Here is a 15692-nt window from a genome sequence, read left to right on the forward strand (position 1 = left end):
TCAGTCCTGTTGCGGGTCGACGAATGGATTCAGCACGAACCACTCGGCCGGGTCCAGCGTTTCATTGCCGCGGCGCAGTTCAAGATACAGCGATTCACTGCGTCCGGCCTGATCGCCGCGGGCGGCATCCGCGACGAACTGCGATCCGAATTCCTGCGCGGGCGCCTCGGCCCCGCCCATCAAACCAACGGGATCGCCGGCCTTCAGCACGTCGCCGACCTCTCCGAAGACCTGGGCGAGGCCCGCGAAGATCATAAGATAGCCGCGCGCCGGTTCCACGATCATCACATTGCCGTAATCGAGGAAGGGTCCGCGATAGCGAATTGTCGCAGGCCAGGGCGTCTGCACCAGCGCGGCGGGCGCGGTGGCGATGACCCAGCCCGGACGCTTGACGCCCGCCGCGTCGGGTTCGTCATAGGGGCGCAGCACCGATCCCACGACCGGCAGGCGCAGGCTGCCCTGCGCGCCTTCGAAGTCGTCCATTGGGGCGCCCACGTCCTTTTCCATCTTGGCGATGCCTGTGGCGAAATCGTCCAGGGTCTGCGCGGCCTCGCGCAGCGCGCTCAGCTCCTCGGGGTCCTCGGCGAAACGCACCGGCATCGAGCTGCGGTCGGTGACGGCGCTGGACAGCAGGCGACGCGCCTCCTGGACCGAGGCGAGGCCCGATCCCAGCATGCCCGCCGCATTGGCCTGCAATTCCCGCACCGTGGCGATTTCATCCAGATCGCCCTGCAGCGCCTCGGCCTCGGCGCGCAGGCCGGGGGTGACGCCCGACAGCAGCATCGCGGACCGCGCATTGGCCAAGGCCCCCGCCGGATGCAGCAGCATGGTGCTCTCGGGGCTTTGCTGCAGGGCGGTCATCGCCCCCAGCACCTGCCCCAGCTGATCGCGCTGCGCATCGAAGCGGGCACGCAGTTCCGCCTCGCGCGCGCTGGCTTGGCGCAGCCCGTCGCGCAGGGCGGCAAGGCCGGTTTCATAGCCGCGGATCACCTCGGTCAGGGCCACGACCTGATCGTCGGCGGTCACCGCATCGGCCAGTTCCCCGATCGAGGCGCGCAGCATGGCCGCGGCGCTTTCGGCGTCGCGCACCGCCTGATTGGCGGGGCTGACGTCCTGCGCATGGGCAGGCGACATCAGCGCAAGGCCCAGCAGGGCCGCGGCGGCAAGGGCCCGAGGCGTCATCTGGTGATCAGGCTTTCGCCGGTCATCTCGGCCGGAAGGGGCAGCCCCATCAGGTCCAGCACCGTGGGCGCCAGATCGGCCAGACGGCCCGCCCGCACCGAGGCACCCGCAGGACCGCCATAGACGATCACCGGCACGGGGTTCAGCGTATGGGCGGTATGGGCATTGCCGGTATCGAGGTCGATCATCTGTTCGCAATTGCCGTGATCGGCGCAGATGACGGCGGCCCCGCCGACCTTGTCCAAGGCCTCCAGCATGCGGCCCAGGCCCTGGTCCACGGCCTCGCAGGCGCGGGCGGCGGCGTCCAGGCTGCCGGTATGGCCGACCATGTCGGGGTTGGCGAAGTTGACCACGATCAGGTCGTAGCCCGCGCCGATCACCTCGAGCAGCTTGTCGGCGACTTCGGCTGCGGCCATTTCGGGGGCCATGTCATAGGTCGCGACCTTGGGGCTCTGCGGCATGTGCCGATCCTCGCCCTCTTCGGGGGTTTCCTTGCCGCCGTTCAGGAAGAAGGTGACATGGGGGTATTTCTCGGTCTCGGCCAGGCGGAACTGGCGCAGGCCCTTGGCCGCGACCCAGGCCCCAAGCGTGTTGACCACCTGCGTCTTGGGATAGGCGGTCTGCATGAAGTCGCTGTGGCGGCTGCTGTAATCGACCATGCCCAGCACGCCCGCCCATTCGGGACGGTCGCTGGCATCAAAAGCGTCGAAGTCTGGATCGGCCAGCGCCGACAGGATTTCCCGCGCGCGGTCGGCGCGGAAGTTCAGGCAGAACAGACCGTCCCCGTCCTGCGCCCCGTTATAGCCGTCGATGACGAAGGGCGGGATGAATTCATCGGTCTTGCCGTCCGCATAGGCCGCGACGATGGCATCCTCGGCCGAGGCTGCATCCGTGCCGCGACCGGCGACCATCGCGCCGAAGGCCTGCTCGACCCGGTCCCACCGGTTGTCGCGATCCATCGCGAAATAGCGCCCGACGACCGTGCCGATCCGCGCGCCTTTCGGCATCGCGCCCTGCAGTTCGGTCAGATAGCCATGGGCCGAGCTTGGCGCCACGTCGCGCCCGTCGGTGATGGCATGGATGACGACCGGCACGCCCGCCTCGCTGACGATCTTCACCGCCGCCAGCATGTGCTGCAGGTGGCCATGCACCCCGCCGTCCGAGACGACACCCATGACATGCGCCGTCCCGCCCGAGGCCTTCATCCGGTCGATGAAATCCAGCAGCGCGTCGTTCTTGCCGAAGCTGCCTTCCTCAATGGCCAGGTCGATCTGGCCCAGATCCATGGCGACCACGCGACCGGCACCGATATTGGTGTGGCCAACCTCGGAATTGCCCATCTGGCCGCGCGGCAGACCCACGTCGGGACCATAGGTCACCAGCGTCGCATTGGGACAATCGCGCATCAGACGGTCGAAGTTGGGCGTCGCGGCCTGGTCGGGTGCGCTCTGCTCGGGGCGGTCGGACAGGCCCCAACCATCCAGAATGCACAGGATCACGGGTTTGGTCATGATTGCCTCGCGGTTTTCCCCCTCATACGCGGGCGACGGCGCGACGGCAACCACAGGTGGCCCGCGTCAGGCCCGGTGATAGGGCGACCCGGACAGGATGGTGGCGGCTCGGTACAGCTGTTCGGCCAGCATGACACGCACCAGCATATGCGGCCAGACCATGCGCCCGAAGCTGATCGACCAATCGGCACGGGCCCGCAGATCGGGGTCCAGCCCATCAGCCCCGCCGATGACGAAGCAGACGTCGCGCGCCTCGTCGCGCCATCTGGCGATGCGGGCCGCGAAATCGGGCGACAGGGGCTGGTCGCCGCGTTCGTCCATCATCACCAGCGCGGCCCCCGCAGGCAAGGCACGCGACAGCAATTCGGCCTCGGCCTTCATGCCCAGGCCGCGCTTGTCCTCGACCTCGACGACGGAAACGGCCGGCAACCCGAGGCTGCGGCCTGTTTTCGCGAAGCGGTCAAGGTAATCGGCGATCAGCGCCGCCTCGGGGCCCTTGCGAAGCCGCCCGACGGCGGCGATGTCGATCCGCATGGCTGCGCCTTACGGCTGGAGGTGATCGTCGCGCACCCGGGACAGGGCGTCGGCGGGCATCCACATCTTTTCCAGCTGATAGAAGTCGCGGACCTCGGGGCGGAAGACATGGACGATCACGTCGTCGGTGTCGATCAGCACCCAATCGCCGGCATCCTTGCCTTCGATGCGCGGGCTGCGGCCCGTCGCCTGCTTGACCCGGTCGGCCAGCTTTTCGGCGATGGCACCCACCTGGCGCGAGCTGCGTCCCGAGGCGATCACCATGTGATCGGCCATGGCGGAACGGCCCCGCAGATCGATGCTGACGACCTCTTCGGCCTTGTCATCATCCAGCGAAGTCATAACAAGCGAAAGAACCTGGTCGCTGGTCAGCGAGCCTTTCGCAGCGGTCGTGGCCGGCCCCTGGGCCGACGGGACGTCTTGTGACAGGGTTATATCCTCCGGTCAGCGCGCCGATGACCCCCGGCGCAGGGGTCCCTTCAACATAGCATCTTTTCGCCCCATCTCAATCGCTGGCGGGATTTTCCTTTCGGCAATCGTCGCAAGATGGCTGCGGGCCTTGCCAGCGGTGTGGCGAATGCCTAATCTTGCGGGATGATGCGTTTCTTCGACATTCATGATCGCGCGCGACTGCCGCAGCGCTTCTATGGCGAAACGCTCTGCGTGACCGCGCGGGGCTGATCGGCCTGCGGGACAGCCCTGTCCCGCCGCTTGTCCATGCCCGCACCCTGCATCACAGCCGAAAGACCTCAGCCATGACCATTCCCGCAGCCGCCGCGCCGCGCACGCTTTATGACAAGATCTGGGACGCCCATGTCGTCGAACGTCAGGACGACGGCACCTGCCTTCTGTATATCGACCGCCACCTGGTCCACGAGGTGACCAGCCCGCAGGCCTTCGAGGGTCTGCGCATGACCGGCCGCAAGGTCCGCGCCCCCGAACGCACCATCGCGGTGCCCGATCACAATGTGCCTACCACGCTGGACCGCCAGACCGGGATCGAGAACCCCGAGTCCCGCATCCAGGTCGATGCGCTGGACAAGAACGCGCGCGAATTCGGCGTGAACTATTATCCCGTTAACGACATCCGCCAGGGCATCGTGCATATCGTCGGCCCGGAACAGGGCTGGACCCTGCCCGGCATGACCGTCGTCTGCGGCGACAGCCACACCGCGACCCACGGTGCCTTCGGCGCGCTGGCCCATGGCATCGGCACCTCCGAGGTGGAACATGTGCTGGCCACCCAGACCCTGATCCAGGGCAAGTCGAAGAACATGAAGGTCGAGATCACCGGCCGCATCGCGCCCGGCGTCACCGCCAAGGACATCGTGCTGCGCATCATCGCCGAAACCGGCACGGCGGGCGGCACCGGCCATGTCATCGAATATTGCGGCGAGGCGATCCGCAACCTGTCGATGGAAGGTCGCATGACCATCTGCAACATGGCCATCGAAGGCGGCGCCCGCGCAGGCCTGATCGCACCGGATGAGACCACCTTCAACTATGTCAAGGGCCGCGCCCATGCCCCGAAAGGCGCGCAATGGGATGCCGCCGTCGCCTGGTGGAAGACGCTGTTTTCCGATGAAGGCGCGCATTTCGACAAGGTCCTGACCATCCGCGGCGAAGACATCGCCCCCACCGTGACCTGGGGCACATCGCCCGAGGATGCGTTGCCCATCACCGCCTCCGTCCCCGCGCCTGAGGATTTCACCGGCGGCAAGGTCGAGGCCGCACGCCGGTCCTTGGACTACATGGCGCTGACCGCAGGCACGCCGCTGACTGATATTGCCATCGACGCCGTCTTCATCGGCAGCTGCACCAATGGCCGGATCGAGGATCTGCGCGCTGCCGCCGAGGTCCTGCAGGGCCGCAAGCTGGCCAATGGCGTGCGCGGCATGGTCGTCCCCGGTTCGGGCCTTGTGCGCGCCCAGGCCGAGGAAGAGGGTCTGGACGTCATCTTCATGAACGCCGGTTTCGAATGGCGCCTTGCGGGCTGTTCCATGTGCCTCGGCATGAACCCCGATCAGCTGGCGCCGGGCGAACGCTGCGCGGCCACCAGCAACCGCAACTTTGAAGGTCGTCAGGGCTACAAGGGGCGCACGCATCTGATGTCGCCCGCCATGGCTGCCGCCGCCGGTGTCTGCGGGCACCTTGTCGACATCCGCGAATTCGCCAAAGAACCCGCATAAGGACGCCCCTCATGGATAAGTTCACCACCCTGACGGGCATCGCGGCCCCCATGCCGCTGGTCAACATCGACACCGACATGATCATCCCCAAGCAGTTCCTGAAGACCATCAAGCGGTCGGGCCTTGGGGTGAACCTCTTCGACGAGATGCGCTATGACCGCGACGGCAACGAGATCCCGGATTTCGTCCTGAACCAGCCCGCCTATCGCGACGCCGAAATTCTGATCGCGGGCGACAACTTCGGCTGCGGGTCGTCGCGCGAACATGCGCCCTGGGCGCTGCTGGATTTCGGCATCCGCTGCGTCATCTCGACCAGCTTCGCCGACATCTTCTTCAACAACTGCTTCAAGAACGGCATCCTGCCCGTCGTCCTGCCCCAGGATGCCGTCGATGCGCTGACCGATGATGCGGCCAATGGCGCGAATGCCCGCGTCACCGTCGATCTGGAAAGCCAGACCGTCACCAGCCCCGACGGCACGGTCTATCACTTCGAGGTCGATGCCTTCCGCAAGCATTGCCTGTTGAACGGCCTGGACGATATCGGCCTGACGATGGAGAAGGCCGCATCGATCGACACCTTCGAGGATCAGATGGCGCAGGCGCGCCCTTGGATCTGAGGATCGCCGCGGCGCTCTGCTTGCTGGGCCTGCCCGCGCAGGCAGAGGCGCTGCGACTTGCCACATGGGACCCGGGCCTTTCGCGAAAGGGTCCGGGTCTTTTGCTGCGTGATATCGCCAAGGGCGACCCGCAGGTGCTGGCGGCGGCGCAGGTAATCGCCGCGACCGCCCCCGACGTGATCCTGCTGACCGGCTTTGACTGGGATCTGGAGGGCCGTGCCTTGGCCGCCTTCCAGACCGTTCTGGCCGATCAGGGGCATCCCATGCCGCACATCTTCGCCCCCTTGGGCAATCGCGGAATGCAGGTCGGCCTGGATCTGGACGGCAACGGTCGCTTGGGCGAGGCGCGGGACGCGCAGGGCTATGGCGATTTCACCGGCAGCGCGGGGCTGGCGATCCTGTCGCGCCTGCCCATCGGGCCGGTGACGGATCACACGGCGGCATTGTGGCGCGACATGGCGGGCAACAACATGCCCGAAAGCGAACATGCGGATGTGCAGCGCCTCTCCTCATCCTCGCATTGGGACGTGCAGATCGGGCCGCTGCACCTGCTGGCGATGGCCGCAACGCCCCCCGCCTTCGAGCCGCGCAACATCGCCCGCAACCGGGATGAGGCCGCCTTTTGGCTGGACCACCTGCCCGATGCGCCCTTCGCCATCATCGGCAACCTGAACGTCGATTCGCAGGATGGCGACGGCGATCCATCCGCCCTGCGTGCGCTGCTGAAGGTCACGCAGGACAGCCAGCCGCGCGGGGCCTGGCAGCCGCCGCAGGACGGGCCGAACGCGGGGCAGAAGGGCGATCCGGCGCTGGATACGGCCGAATACGACCGCGCCCCCGGCAATCTGCGGCTGGATTACATCCTGCCCGCGCAGGGGCTGACCGTGACCGGATCGGGCGTCCTCTGGCCCGCGCCCGATGATCCGCTGGCCGAGGCGGTCACCACCGCCTCGCACCGTCGTCTTGTCTGGCTGGACCTAGACCTCGAATGAGGCGATGGCCCCCCAGGCCTTGTCCAGATCCGCCGCCGTCACGCAATAGGGCGGCATGACATAGACCGTGTTCCCCAAGGGCCGCAGCAGCACGCCCTGTTCGATGGAATGGGCGCGCAGACGGGGGCCGACCTCGGACAGATAGCCGCCTTCGGGGACCTTCAGGTCGATGGCCGCGATGGTGCCGCATTGGCGCGGGTTCTCGAACCGCGGATCTTCGGCAAGCGCCACCAGCCGTTCGCCCTGCATGGCGACCAGCCCGTCCAGCCTGTCCTGCATCGGGCTAGCCTGCCACAGCTTGACCTGCGCCAGCGCCGCCGCGCAGGCGATCGGGTTCGCCGTATAGCTGGACGAATGATAGAACGTGCGCCGCCGATCCGTCGAATGATGCGCCTGAAAGACCCGCGCCGAGGCCAAGGTCACGGCCAAGGGGATCACGCCCCCGGTCAGACCCTTGGATGTGCACATGATGTCGGGGCTGATCCCGGCATGGTCACAAGCCCACAGACGCCCCGTGCGCCCCCATCCGGTCATCACCTCGTCCACGATCATCAGCACGTCATGGCGGTCGCAGATCGCCCGAAGCCCGGCCAGCACATCGGCGGAATAGACCCGCATGCCGCCCGCGCCGAGGATCAGCGGCTCGATGATCAGGGCGGCCATCTTGCCGGTCGCGGCCATCGCCTCGAAGGCGTCCAGCGTGTTCGACCCGTCACCCACAGGGAATGGCAGGCGGTCCACGCCGAACATCAGCGGGTCGTAGGCCGCGTTGAAGACGCCACGCTCGCCCACGCTCATCGTGCCGATGGTGTCGCCGTGATAGCTGTCCTCGATGACGGCGATGCGGTTGCGACCGTCGCCCTCGTGCTTCCAATAGCCAAGGGCCATCTTCAGCGCGACCTCGACCGCGGTCGATCCGCTGTCGCTGTAGAAGACATGATCCAGCCCCGCGGGTGCCATGCCGACCAGCGCGGAGGCCAGATCCTCGGCCGGTTGATGGGTCAGGCCGGCGAAGATCACCTGATCCAGATGGCCCGCCGTCTCGCGGATCGCCTGCACGATTTCGGGCTGGTTGTGGCCATGGGTGACCACCCACCAGCTGGAAACCGCGTCCAGCAGCGGCCCGCGGTCGGTCTGAAGATAGGCGCCTTCGCTGCTGATCGCGCGGACGGGATCCGGTTCGGTCGCGTGCTGGAAGAAGGGGTGCCAGACGGCGCTTGTCATGCGAAATCCTTCGGGTCGAAATTGGCGATCATGGCGGCGGACAGGCTGTCGCGGTCCAGGGTCGGCAGGACAGGCAGGCGGCCCAAAACCTTGACCCGACCGATCTGTCCGATGGTCGCCATGTTGTCGGGATTATCCTCGCCCATGAAGGCCACGCCCAGCACCGGCACTTTGCGCGCGCGCAGGCTTTCCAGCGCCGAGAGGCTGTGGCTGATGGTCCCAAGACCGGTCGAGGCGACCAGCACCACCGGCAACTGCCATTGCGCGAACAGATCCGCGAACAGCATCTGCCGCGTGATGGGAACCAACGCGCCCCCGGCCCCTTCGATGACAAGACGCTCCACATCGGGGGGCGTCAGGCGGGCGGCGTCGATGTCCACGCCGTCCAGTTCTGCTGCGCGATGGGGCGACAGGGGTTGGGACAGCATATAGGCCTCGGGGTGGGTGCGGGCGCCGGACAGGCGGGCAACCTCGGCGCGGTCGCTTTCGGGGCTGGGGTCCGCCTCGGCACGCGGATCGGGGTTGGGCACATTGCCCGCCAGCCCCGATTGCAGGGGCTTCCAGTAATCCGCCCCGATCAGCCCGCAAAGGCCTGCGGAAAACACCGTCTTGCCGACATCGGTGCCGGTGCTGGTGATCACGATTCTGGCCATAGTTCCTCAAGCGTTTCGGCCAGCCGGATGACATCATCGGGGCTGGCATTCAAATTCAGCGACACCCGCAGACGCGACGTGCCCTCGGGCACCGTCGGGGGGCGGATGCCGCGCACGTCGAAGCCGCGGGCCTGCAGGGCCGCCGCCAGTTCCATCGTCGGCGCGTTCGGCCCCACGATCAGCGGCACGATCTGGCTGCCACTGAGGGGCACCTGTGGCAGGCGTTGCGCCATCTGCGCGCCGAAACTGGCCACATGCGCCCGAAGCGCGTCCTGACGCCAAGGCTCGTCGCACAGCATGGCCAGCGCCTCGGTTCCCACGGCCGCCATCAGGGGCGATGGCGCGGTGGCGAAGATGAAGGGCCGGCAGCGGTTGATCAGGAAGTCGATCAGCACCCGCGACCCGCAGATCAGCGCACCCGAGCCGCCCAAGGCCTTGCCGAGCGTATGCAGGGTCACGACGTTGTCGCGGCCTTCCAGATGATGCGCCAACCCGCGCCCCTGCGGGCCATAGACGCCGGTGGCATGCGCCTCGTCCACCATCAGGAAGCCGTGGCGGTCGGCCAGCACCATCAGGTCGTTCAGGGGCGCGACATCGCCGTCCATGCTGTAAAGGCTCTCGACCGTGATCCAGACGGCGCCGGTATTGCCCGCCGCCCGCCATTCGTCGATCACATCCGAGGCATGGCCGACATCGCCGTGGCGGAACTGCGCGACCTGCGCCCGTCCGGCGCGTGCGCCCTCATGCGTGCTGGCATGGGACAGCGCATCCATCAGCAGCAGGTCGCCCCGCTGCGGCAGGGTGGTCAGCACGGCGAAATTCGCAACATAGCCACCGCCGAAGCCCAAGGCGGCCTCGGCCCCGAAGAAGCGCGCGGCCTCATCCTCGAACTGCTGTTGCGGATCGGTATTGCCCCGCAGCAGACGCGACCCGGCGGCCCCCACGGGCACGCCGCGGTCCAGCGCATCCCGCGCCGCACGGACCAGCCGATCCGATTGCGCCAGGCCGATGTAGTCGTTCGAGGAGAAATCGATGCCCCGCCGCGGGGCCAGACTGCGCAGACGCGCATCTGCGGCCAGACCCTCGAGGTCCAGCCGATAGGTTGCCAAACGGTCCAAAGCGCCCTGCCCCATCATTCCATTGCGGTCGTTCCGGCGGACCGGGGGATCACCCCCCCGGACCTTCAGCGCAGGCCTTCAGCGCAGGATCGGGATGGCGGGGTCGCGCGGGGCCGCAGGCTCGGCCGGTTCGGGCAGATGCTCATGCGCGCGCATCGGTTCCAGCCCCAGCTTGGCGAAAAGCACCATGTCGGTCTCTTCCTCGGGGTTGTCCTTGGTCAGCAGCGTGTCGCCCACGAAGATCGAGTTCGCCCCCGCAAAGAAGCACATCGCCTGCATTTCATCCGACATCGCGGTGCGGCCTGCCGACAGGCGGACGTGGCTGGTCGGCATCATGATGCGGGCTGTGGCGATGGTGCGCACGAAGTCGATGGGATCGACGGGGGCGGCGTCTTCCATCGGCGTGCCCGCGACGGGGATCAGCATGTTGATCGGTACGCTGTCGGGCGCCTCTTCCAGGTTGGCCAGCGTCACCAACATGTCGACGCGGTCCTGCTGACCCTCGCCCAGGCCCAGGATCCCGCCCGAGCAGACCTTCATGCCGCTGGCGCGGACGTTGGCCAAGGTCTCCATCCGGTCGGCGAAGGTGCGCGTCGTGATGACGTCGCCGTAATAGGCTTCCGAGGTGTCGATGTTGTGGTTGTAGTAATCCAGCCCCGCTTCGGCCAGTTGCTTGGACTGATCAGCGTCCAGCATGCCAAGCGTCATGCAGGTTTCCATGCCAAGCGCCTTGACGCCCTCGATCATCGCGACGATCTGCGGCATGTCGCGCTGCTTGGGGCTGCGCCAGGCGGCCCCCATGCAGTAACGCGTGGCACCCGCGTCGCGGGCGCGGCGGGCTTCGGCCAGCACGCGCTCGACCTCGAGCAGCTTGGAGGCCGACAGGCCCGAGGAATGGCGGGCAGACTGACTGCAATAGGAACAATCCTCGGGGCAGCCGCCGGTCTTGATCGACAGAAGGCGGCTCATCTGCACCCGGTTCGGGTCGAAGTGCTTGCGATGGACGGTCTGGGCTTCGAACAGCAGATCCATCAGCGGCTGGTCAAAGACGCGACGGGCCTCCTCGGCGGTCCAGATCTTGCGGCGGTTTTCGGTGTTCGGATCACTGTGCAGCATGGCAGTCCCCTTGGCGTGCTTGCCGTTGCCTAGCATTCCATGCGGTGGCTGTCCAATGGCAGGCTCAGAACCGTTCCCGATCCCGCCATTGCCTCTCCTTGCGGCCCAGCCCAAGAAGCGCCTCGGCACGGCCGAATTCGGTTGCGGCGACCTTGCGCGCGGCCTCGAACTTGGGCTGCAACTGCTGCATTTCACGGTCGGCATGATGCAGTTCGCGCGCCGCCCGCCCGGCCTGTGCATTCGCGGCGCGTGCTTCGGAAATGGTCAGGGGCGCCACGCTGGCATAGCTTTGCGCCAGTGCATTGCGCAGCGTTTCGGCATGCTGATGGGCCGCCGTCATATGCGAGGCGAAGGCGGCAAAGGATTTCAGCTGCCGTTCGGCGCGAATGCGGGCCAGAGCCTCCAGCTGAGCCAGTTGCCTGATGCGATCTACCATCCCGCCTTCGCCTTCTGACGCATCTTTTCGGCAAAGCGGATCGCGGCGGCGACGGCGGCGAAATGGTCATGGCCGATCTCATGCCCGATCTTGACCTGCGCGTGGATCGCGCGGGCGCAGGGCGGGTCGGACCAGATGGGCACGGCGTTTTCACGGGCCTTGGCGCGGATGCGGGCGGCGACCTCATCGGTGCCCTTGGCCACGCAGACGGGCGCGCGCCCCGATCCGCGCTTCCATTGCAGGGCGACGGCGTAATGAGTGGGGTTCACGATGACCACATCGGCCTTGCCCACATCGGTCAGCATCTGCTGCATGGCAATATCCACGGCGCGCTGGCGGCGGGCGGCCTTCAGGTGCGGGTCGCCCTCGGATTCCTTGTGTTCATCCTGCATTTCCTTGCGGCTCATGCGGTTCTTGCGGCGATGGTCGAACCATTTCCACAAGATGTCCGGAACGGTGAACAGAATCGAGACGATCAGCGCCAGCATCAGAACCTGCCCCATGATGGTCCCCAAGGCGGTCGTCCATTGCGCGCCCGACATCGCCATGCCCGCGATCCGGTCCAGAAGGCTGGCGAACAGGAACCAGCCCCCCGCGCAGACCAGCCCCGCCTTCCCAAGCGAGATGCCGAAGGTGACCATCCCATTCGCCCCGAACTTCTGGCCAGCGTTCTTCAGCGGGTTGATGCGCTTGATGTCGGGGGCCAGCTTTTCAGGCGAAAAGATCAGCCCGCGCGTGGCGATCAGCCCCAGCAGGATCGCGGCCACCAGCAGCGCGGCCAGACCGACCGCCGAAATTCCCGCATAGGCGGCCATGTCGCGCGCGGTGGCCGTGACATCATCGGACCACCCTTCGGACCCCAGGGCGCGCGAGGCCATGGCCAGCCACTGCCGCACGGCAAAACCCGCCGCCACCGAGAAGGCCAAGAAAGCCCCCAGATACATGGTCGCGGCGTTCAGCTCGGTCGATCGGGGTATGTCGCCCTTTTCGCGGGCCTGGGTCAGCTTCTGTTCGCTGGCCTCGAATTGCTTGTCGTCGCTGTCATCGCTCATGGTGCGACCGGCAGCATGAAGGACAAGACGGCATCGGCCCAGAGCGCGATCAACATGGGCGACAGCACCGCCAGCCCCATCAGCGCCAGAAAGATTGCGGCGGGCGCGCCGATGAAGACGACGGGCAGCGCAGGCATCACCCGGTTGATCACGCCCGTCAGCGCCTGAAACAGGAAGCCGCCAAGCGTGAAGGGCGCGGCCAGCATCATTGCCAGCAGAAAGCTGTCGGCGACGACGGTGACGATGCCCCTGGCCAGCACGGCGGGATCGGGCCATTGCGCAGGGGGCCAGGCGCGCAGGCTGTCGGCGATCAGGTCGATCAGCATGGCGGGCAGGCCGAGCGCCATCAGGATCGCGATGCCCGCAAGGTGGAAGAGGTTGCCGATGGGATGGGGCGCGGCCTCGTTCTGGATGCCCATGATCTGGGACAGGGATGCGGTGGCGGCGATGGCCGTGGTGGCGATGTCGATGGCCAGTGCCATCAGGCGCAGCATGGTGCCTGTGGCAAAGCCCAGCAGAACCTCGGGGGCGATCTGGCCGATCAGGGCCATGGGCCGGTCAGGTATGTTTGCCAGCGGAACCAGCCCGCCCAGAAGCGGCGTGATGGCCAGCGCGATGGCGACCTTGACGCGGGCCTGGATGACACGCTCTCCCAAGCCCGGCAGGATCAAGACGCAGGCCTGAACGCGGGTATAGACCAGCACAAGCGACCAGTCCAAGCCCGGAAAGATGGCCTGCAACTGCTGCCACATCACGCGGCCTCGATCGTGCCAAGCAGCCGCAGTTCGGCGGCGGGGTCGACCTCTTCCAGACCCAGCACCGGAACGGACATGCCGTTCGCGCCCAGAACTGCGCGGATCATCCGGCGGCGGTGGTCGGGGGCGACGATGACGGTGCGCGCCACGGGTTCGGCCAGCGACACCGCCTTGCGGGCCGCTTCCAGAAGGCGCTTGGACATGTCGGGCGTCATCGCTCCGCCGCCTGCCCGCCCGGTTTCTGCATCGGCGCGGACGAACTCGGCCTCCCACGCGGGGTGCAGCTGCAGGGCGGCGATGCGGCCAGCATCGTCGGAATATTGCTGGGTGATCTGACCGCGCAGGCGCTTTCGGACCAGCTCATAGATCATCTCGGGTGACTCGACGTGGCGGAATTCGCAGATGGCATCGATGATCAGCGGCAGGTTGCGGATCGAGATCCGTTCCTCCAGCAGCGCGCGCAGGATGGCCAGCAGGGTTTCGGGCGTGACCTTTTCGGGGATCATGCTGTCGAAATACTTGCGGTTGCGTTCAGCGCGGGCGGTGTCGGACAGGGTCTTCAACTCCTCGATCTGGCGCTGCATGGCGCCAAGGGTCAGCAGAGCGGGCAGGTTCGATTTCACCACCTCCATCAGATGGGTGGAAAGAACCTCCATCGGGGTGACGACGGTGGCGCCCATGACGGATGCATCCTCCTGATCCTCGGGGGCGATCCAGCGGGCGGGGCTGGAATAGACCGGTTCGCGCACGCTGGTGCCGCGCAGATCGGCCAAGACAGCATCCGGCCCAAGCGCCAGCACCTGCGACGGATGCAGCGTGCCCCGGCCGCGCACCACGCCCTGAATGCGGATCTGGTAGTCGCTCGGTGGCAGATCGTCGGTATCGGTGATGCGCACGTCGGGCAGCACCATGCCGAAGCTGCGGGCGATATGGATGCGCAGGTTGCTGATGCGACTGCCCAGTCCGCGTGCCTGATCCAGCGCGACAAGGATCAGGTCCGAGCCGATCTCGACGCTGACGTCATCGGTATCCAGCACGTCGCCGATGCGGGCGGCGGGGGCGGTTTCGGTCGCGGGGGCATCCGCGGCTTCGACGGGCTTCTCGGGCCTGTTGGCGATGCGCCACGCCATGAAGGCCAAGGCCGCCGCGATGCCCAGGAACAGCATCTGCGGCATGCCCGGCACGAATGAGATCACCACCATCGCGGCGGCGACCATGGCGGCGGGCTGCCAGCTGCGGGTGAATTCGGCCGACAGCAGGTCGGCGGTCGTATCCGTCGCCCCCCCGCGCGACAGCAGCAGCGCCGCCGCCATCGATGTGATCAGCGCGGGGATCTGGCTGACCAGACCGTCGCCGATCGTCAGGTGCGAATAGGTCGCGGCAGCTTCGGACAGGGGCATGCCATGGACGACGATCCCGACGGTCAGACCGATCATCAGGTTGATCAGCGTGATGACGATGCCCGCCACTGCATCGCCCTTGACGAATTTCGAGGCCCCGTCCAGCGATCCGAAAAAGCTGATCTCGGTCTGTTCGCGGATGCGACGGCGCTTGGCTTCGTGGTGGTCGATGGCGCCCGCGTTCAGGTCGCCGTCGATGGCCAGCTGCTTGCCCGGCAGCGAATCCAGCGCGAAACGCGCCGCAACCTCGGCCATGCGCCCCGAGCCTTTCGTGATGACCATGAAGTTCACGACCGAGATCACCGCAAAGACCGTGATCCCCACCAGGATCGAGCCCCCCGCCACGAAATCGGCAAAGCCGTTGATGACATGGCCCGCGGCCTCCTTGCCGTTCTGGCCTTCGGTCAGGATCAGCCGGGTCGAGGACACGTTCAGCGACAGGCGGATGACCAGGCTGACCAGCAGCAGCACCGGAAAGGCCTGAAAATCCGTGGGCTTATCGACCAGCGAGGCCATGACCAGCACCAGCGTCGCCATGGCGATCGAGACCGCGATACCGAAATCCAGCACGCTCGCAGGCAGCGGGATCACCAGCGAGATCACGGCCAGCACCAACCCGCCGGTGATCAGCAAGGGCGCATCCAGGATCTTGCGGGGTTTGGTGGGGATCATCGGGCGGGCTCCTTTGCGGGGCGCAGCAGGTCGTCAAGCGACCATGGGCTGTCGGTCAGCAGGCCGATGCGGCGCAGATAGGCAATGGCGCTGATCCGGTCGGCGCTGTCCATCTGCATCAGCGTCACGCGATAGTCGCGCGGCAGCCCCCGTCCCGACAGCAGCCAGCCGTTCGCATCGGCAGCGAACTGATCGAATGTCGCGGGCGCCGTTGTCATTGCGACCGCCAGAAACATCGCCC

Annotated in this window: 16 protein-coding genes; 3 read left to right on the top strand and 13 right to left on the bottom strand. The window is 66.8% G+C overall.

Annotated features, from left to right (window positions below; genetic code table 11):
- The 4 genes from DDE75_RS08965 to rsfS form a co-directional block, all read right to left on the bottom strand.
- Positions 1–1182: a murein hydrolase activator EnvC family protein gene (locus DDE75_RS08965; RefSeq protein WP_108502024.1), complete on the bottom strand. Its 1182-nt coding sequence runs from the start codon at positions 1180–1182 to the stop codon at positions 1–3.
- Entirely contained in the window at positions 1179–2693 is a 1515-nt protein-coding gene (gpmI, locus tag DDE75_RS08970; protein ID WP_108502098.1) for a 2,3-bisphosphoglycerate-independent phosphoglycerate mutase, read from the bottom strand. Before gpmI ends, DDE75_RS08965 begins: the two co-directional genes overlap by 4 nt.
- 66 nt (positions 2694–2759) lie before the next feature.
- Positions 2760–3227, bottom strand: coding sequence for a 23S rRNA (pseudouridine(1915)-N(3))-methyltransferase RlmH (gene rlmH, locus DDE75_RS08975; RefSeq protein ID WP_108502025.1), 468 nt, complete (start codon positions 3225–3227; stop codon positions 2760–2762).
- Between the two features lie 9 nt (positions 3228–3236).
- The gene (gene rsfS / locus DDE75_RS08980; RefSeq protein WP_108502026.1) at positions 3237–3569 is read right to left on the bottom strand and encodes a ribosome silencing factor; all 333 of its coding nucleotides are present in this window, start codon (positions 3567–3569) and stop codon (positions 3237–3239) included.
- 413 nt (positions 3570–3982) lie between these two features.
- Here rsfS and leuC point away from each other — a divergent pair, with 413 nt between their 5' ends.
- Genes leuC through DDE75_RS08995 form a run of 3 tightly spaced genes read left to right on the top strand, consistent with a single transcriptional unit; the run spans position 3983 to position 7025 of the window.
- Positions 3983–5416 carry a 3-isopropylmalate dehydratase large subunit gene (gene leuC, locus DDE75_RS08985; RefSeq protein ID WP_108502027.1) on the top strand — a complete coding sequence of 478 codons (1434 nt, stop codon included), beginning with the start codon at positions 3983–3985 and terminating at the stop codon, positions 5414–5416.
- Positions 5417–5427: 11 nt separating this feature from the next.
- On the top strand, positions 5428–6033 hold the full coding sequence (leuD, locus tag DDE75_RS08990; RefSeq protein WP_108502028.1) for a 3-isopropylmalate dehydratase small subunit: 606 nt from the start codon (positions 5428–5430) through the stop codon (positions 6031–6033).
- Positions 6024–7025 carry an endonuclease/exonuclease/phosphatase family protein gene (locus tag DDE75_RS08995; RefSeq protein WP_245894671.1) on the top strand — a complete coding sequence of 334 codons (1002 nt, stop codon included), beginning with the start codon at positions 6024–6026 and terminating at the stop codon, positions 7023–7025. Before leuD ends, DDE75_RS08995 begins: the two co-directional genes overlap by 10 nt.
- Here the strand turns inward: DDE75_RS08995 and DDE75_RS09000 are convergent.
- The 9 genes from DDE75_RS09000 to DDE75_RS09040 all read right to left on the bottom strand — a co-directional run bounded on the left by DDE75_RS09000 (position 7011) and on the right by DDE75_RS09040 (position 15669).
- Positions 7011–8249: an adenosylmethionine--8-amino-7-oxononanoate transaminase gene (locus tag DDE75_RS09000; protein ID WP_108502029.1), complete on the bottom strand. Its 1239-nt coding sequence runs from the start codon at positions 8247–8249 to the stop codon at positions 7011–7013. The genes DDE75_RS08995 and DDE75_RS09000 overlap by 15 nt on opposite strands.
- Positions 8246–8890 (bottom strand): dethiobiotin synthase, encoded by a 645-nt coding sequence (gene bioD, locus DDE75_RS09005; RefSeq protein ID WP_335672039.1) that lies wholly within the window; start codon positions 8888–8890, stop codon positions 8246–8248. Before bioD ends, DDE75_RS09000 begins: the two co-directional genes overlap by 4 nt.
- A complete protein-coding gene (locus DDE75_RS09010) occupies positions 8887–10020 on the bottom strand; it encodes an 8-amino-7-oxononanoate synthase (RefSeq protein WP_245894672.1) in 1134 nt (377 codons plus the stop codon). Before DDE75_RS09010 ends, bioD begins: the two co-directional genes overlap by 4 nt.
- Positions 10021–10098: 78 nt before the next feature.
- The gene (gene bioB, locus DDE75_RS09015) at positions 10099–11136 is read right to left on the bottom strand and encodes a biotin synthase BioB (protein ID WP_108502100.1); all 1038 of its coding nucleotides are present in this window, start codon (positions 11134–11136) and stop codon (positions 10099–10101) included.
- Between the two features lie 64 nt (positions 11137–11200).
- Positions 11201–11572 (bottom strand): hypothetical protein, encoded by a 372-nt coding sequence (locus tag DDE75_RS09020; protein WP_108502032.1) that lies wholly within the window; start codon positions 11570–11572, stop codon positions 11201–11203.
- Positions 11566–12624, bottom strand: coding sequence for a flagellar type III secretion system protein FlhB (gene flhB, locus DDE75_RS09025; RefSeq protein ID WP_108502033.1), 1059 nt, complete (start codon positions 12622–12624; stop codon positions 11566–11568). The genes DDE75_RS09020 and flhB overlap by 7 nt, the downstream gene beginning before the upstream one ends.
- Positions 12621–13376 carry a flagellar biosynthetic protein FliR gene (locus DDE75_RS09030; protein ID WP_108502034.1) on the bottom strand — a complete coding sequence of 252 codons (756 nt, stop codon included), beginning with the start codon at positions 13374–13376 and terminating at the stop codon, positions 12621–12623. The genes flhB and DDE75_RS09030 overlap by 4 nt, the downstream gene beginning before the upstream one ends.
- Positions 13376–15451 (bottom strand): flagellar biosynthesis protein FlhA, encoded by a 2076-nt coding sequence (locus tag DDE75_RS09035; RefSeq protein WP_108502035.1) that lies wholly within the window; start codon positions 15449–15451, stop codon positions 13376–13378. Before DDE75_RS09035 ends, DDE75_RS09030 begins: the two co-directional genes overlap by 1 nt.
- Positions 15448–15669 carry a hypothetical protein gene (locus DDE75_RS09040; RefSeq protein WP_211659318.1) on the bottom strand — a complete coding sequence of 74 codons (222 nt, stop codon included), beginning with the start codon at positions 15667–15669 and terminating at the stop codon, positions 15448–15450. Before DDE75_RS09040 ends, DDE75_RS09035 begins: the two co-directional genes overlap by 4 nt.
- Positions 15670–15692: the final 23 nt, after the last annotated feature.

This window comes from Paracoccus indicus (genome assembly GCF_003056335.1).
Taxonomy (GTDB): Bacteria; Pseudomonadota; Alphaproteobacteria; order Rhodobacterales; family Rhodobacteraceae; genus Paracoccus; species Paracoccus indicus.

Coding starts and splice junctions, on each gene's coding strand:
- DDE75_RS09020 (WP_108502032.1), bottom strand. CDS start 11,572: ATGGTAGATCGCATCAGGCAACTGGCTCAGCTGGAGGCTCTGGCCCGC.
- rsfS (WP_108502026.1), bottom strand. CDS start 3,569: ATGACTTCGCTGGATGATGACAAGGCCGAAGAGGTCGTCAGCATCGAT.
- DDE75_RS08965 (WP_108502024.1), bottom strand. CDS start 1,182: ATGACGCCTCGGGCCCTTGCCGCCGCGGCCCTGCTGGGCCTTGCGCTG.
- bioB (WP_108502100.1), bottom strand. CDS start 11,136: ATGCTGCACAGTGATCCGAACACCGAAAACCGCCGCAAGATCTGGACC.
- DDE75_RS09030 (WP_108502034.1), bottom strand. CDS start 13,376: ATGTGGCAGCAGTTGCAGGCCATCTTTCCGGGCTTGGACTGGTCGCTT.
- leuC (WP_108502027.1), top strand. CDS start 3,983: ATGACCATTCCCGCAGCCGCCGCGCCGCGCACGCTTTATGACAAGATC.
- leuD (WP_108502028.1), top strand. CDS start 5,428: ATGGATAAGTTCACCACCCTGACGGGCATCGCGGCCCCCATGCCGCTG.
- DDE75_RS09040 (WP_211659318.1), bottom strand. CDS start 15,669: ATGACAACGGCGCCCGCGACATTCGATCAGTTCGCTGCCGATGCGAAC.
- rlmH (WP_108502025.1), bottom strand. CDS start 3,227: ATGCGGATCGACATCGCCGCCGTCGGGCGGCTTCGCAAGGGCCCCGAG.
- DDE75_RS09000 (WP_108502029.1), bottom strand. CDS start 8,249: ATGACAAGCGCCGTCTGGCACCCCTTCTTCCAGCACGCGACCGAACCG.
- flhB (WP_108502033.1), bottom strand. CDS start 12,624: ATGAGCGATGACAGCGACGACAAGCAATTCGAGGCCAGCGAACAGAAG.
- gpmI (WP_108502098.1), bottom strand. CDS start 2,693: ATGACCAAACCCGTGATCCTGTGCATTCTGGATGGTTGGGGCCTGTCC.
- DDE75_RS09035 (WP_108502035.1), bottom strand. CDS start 15,451: ATGATCCCCACCAAACCCCGCAAGATCCTGGATGCGCCCTTGCTGATC.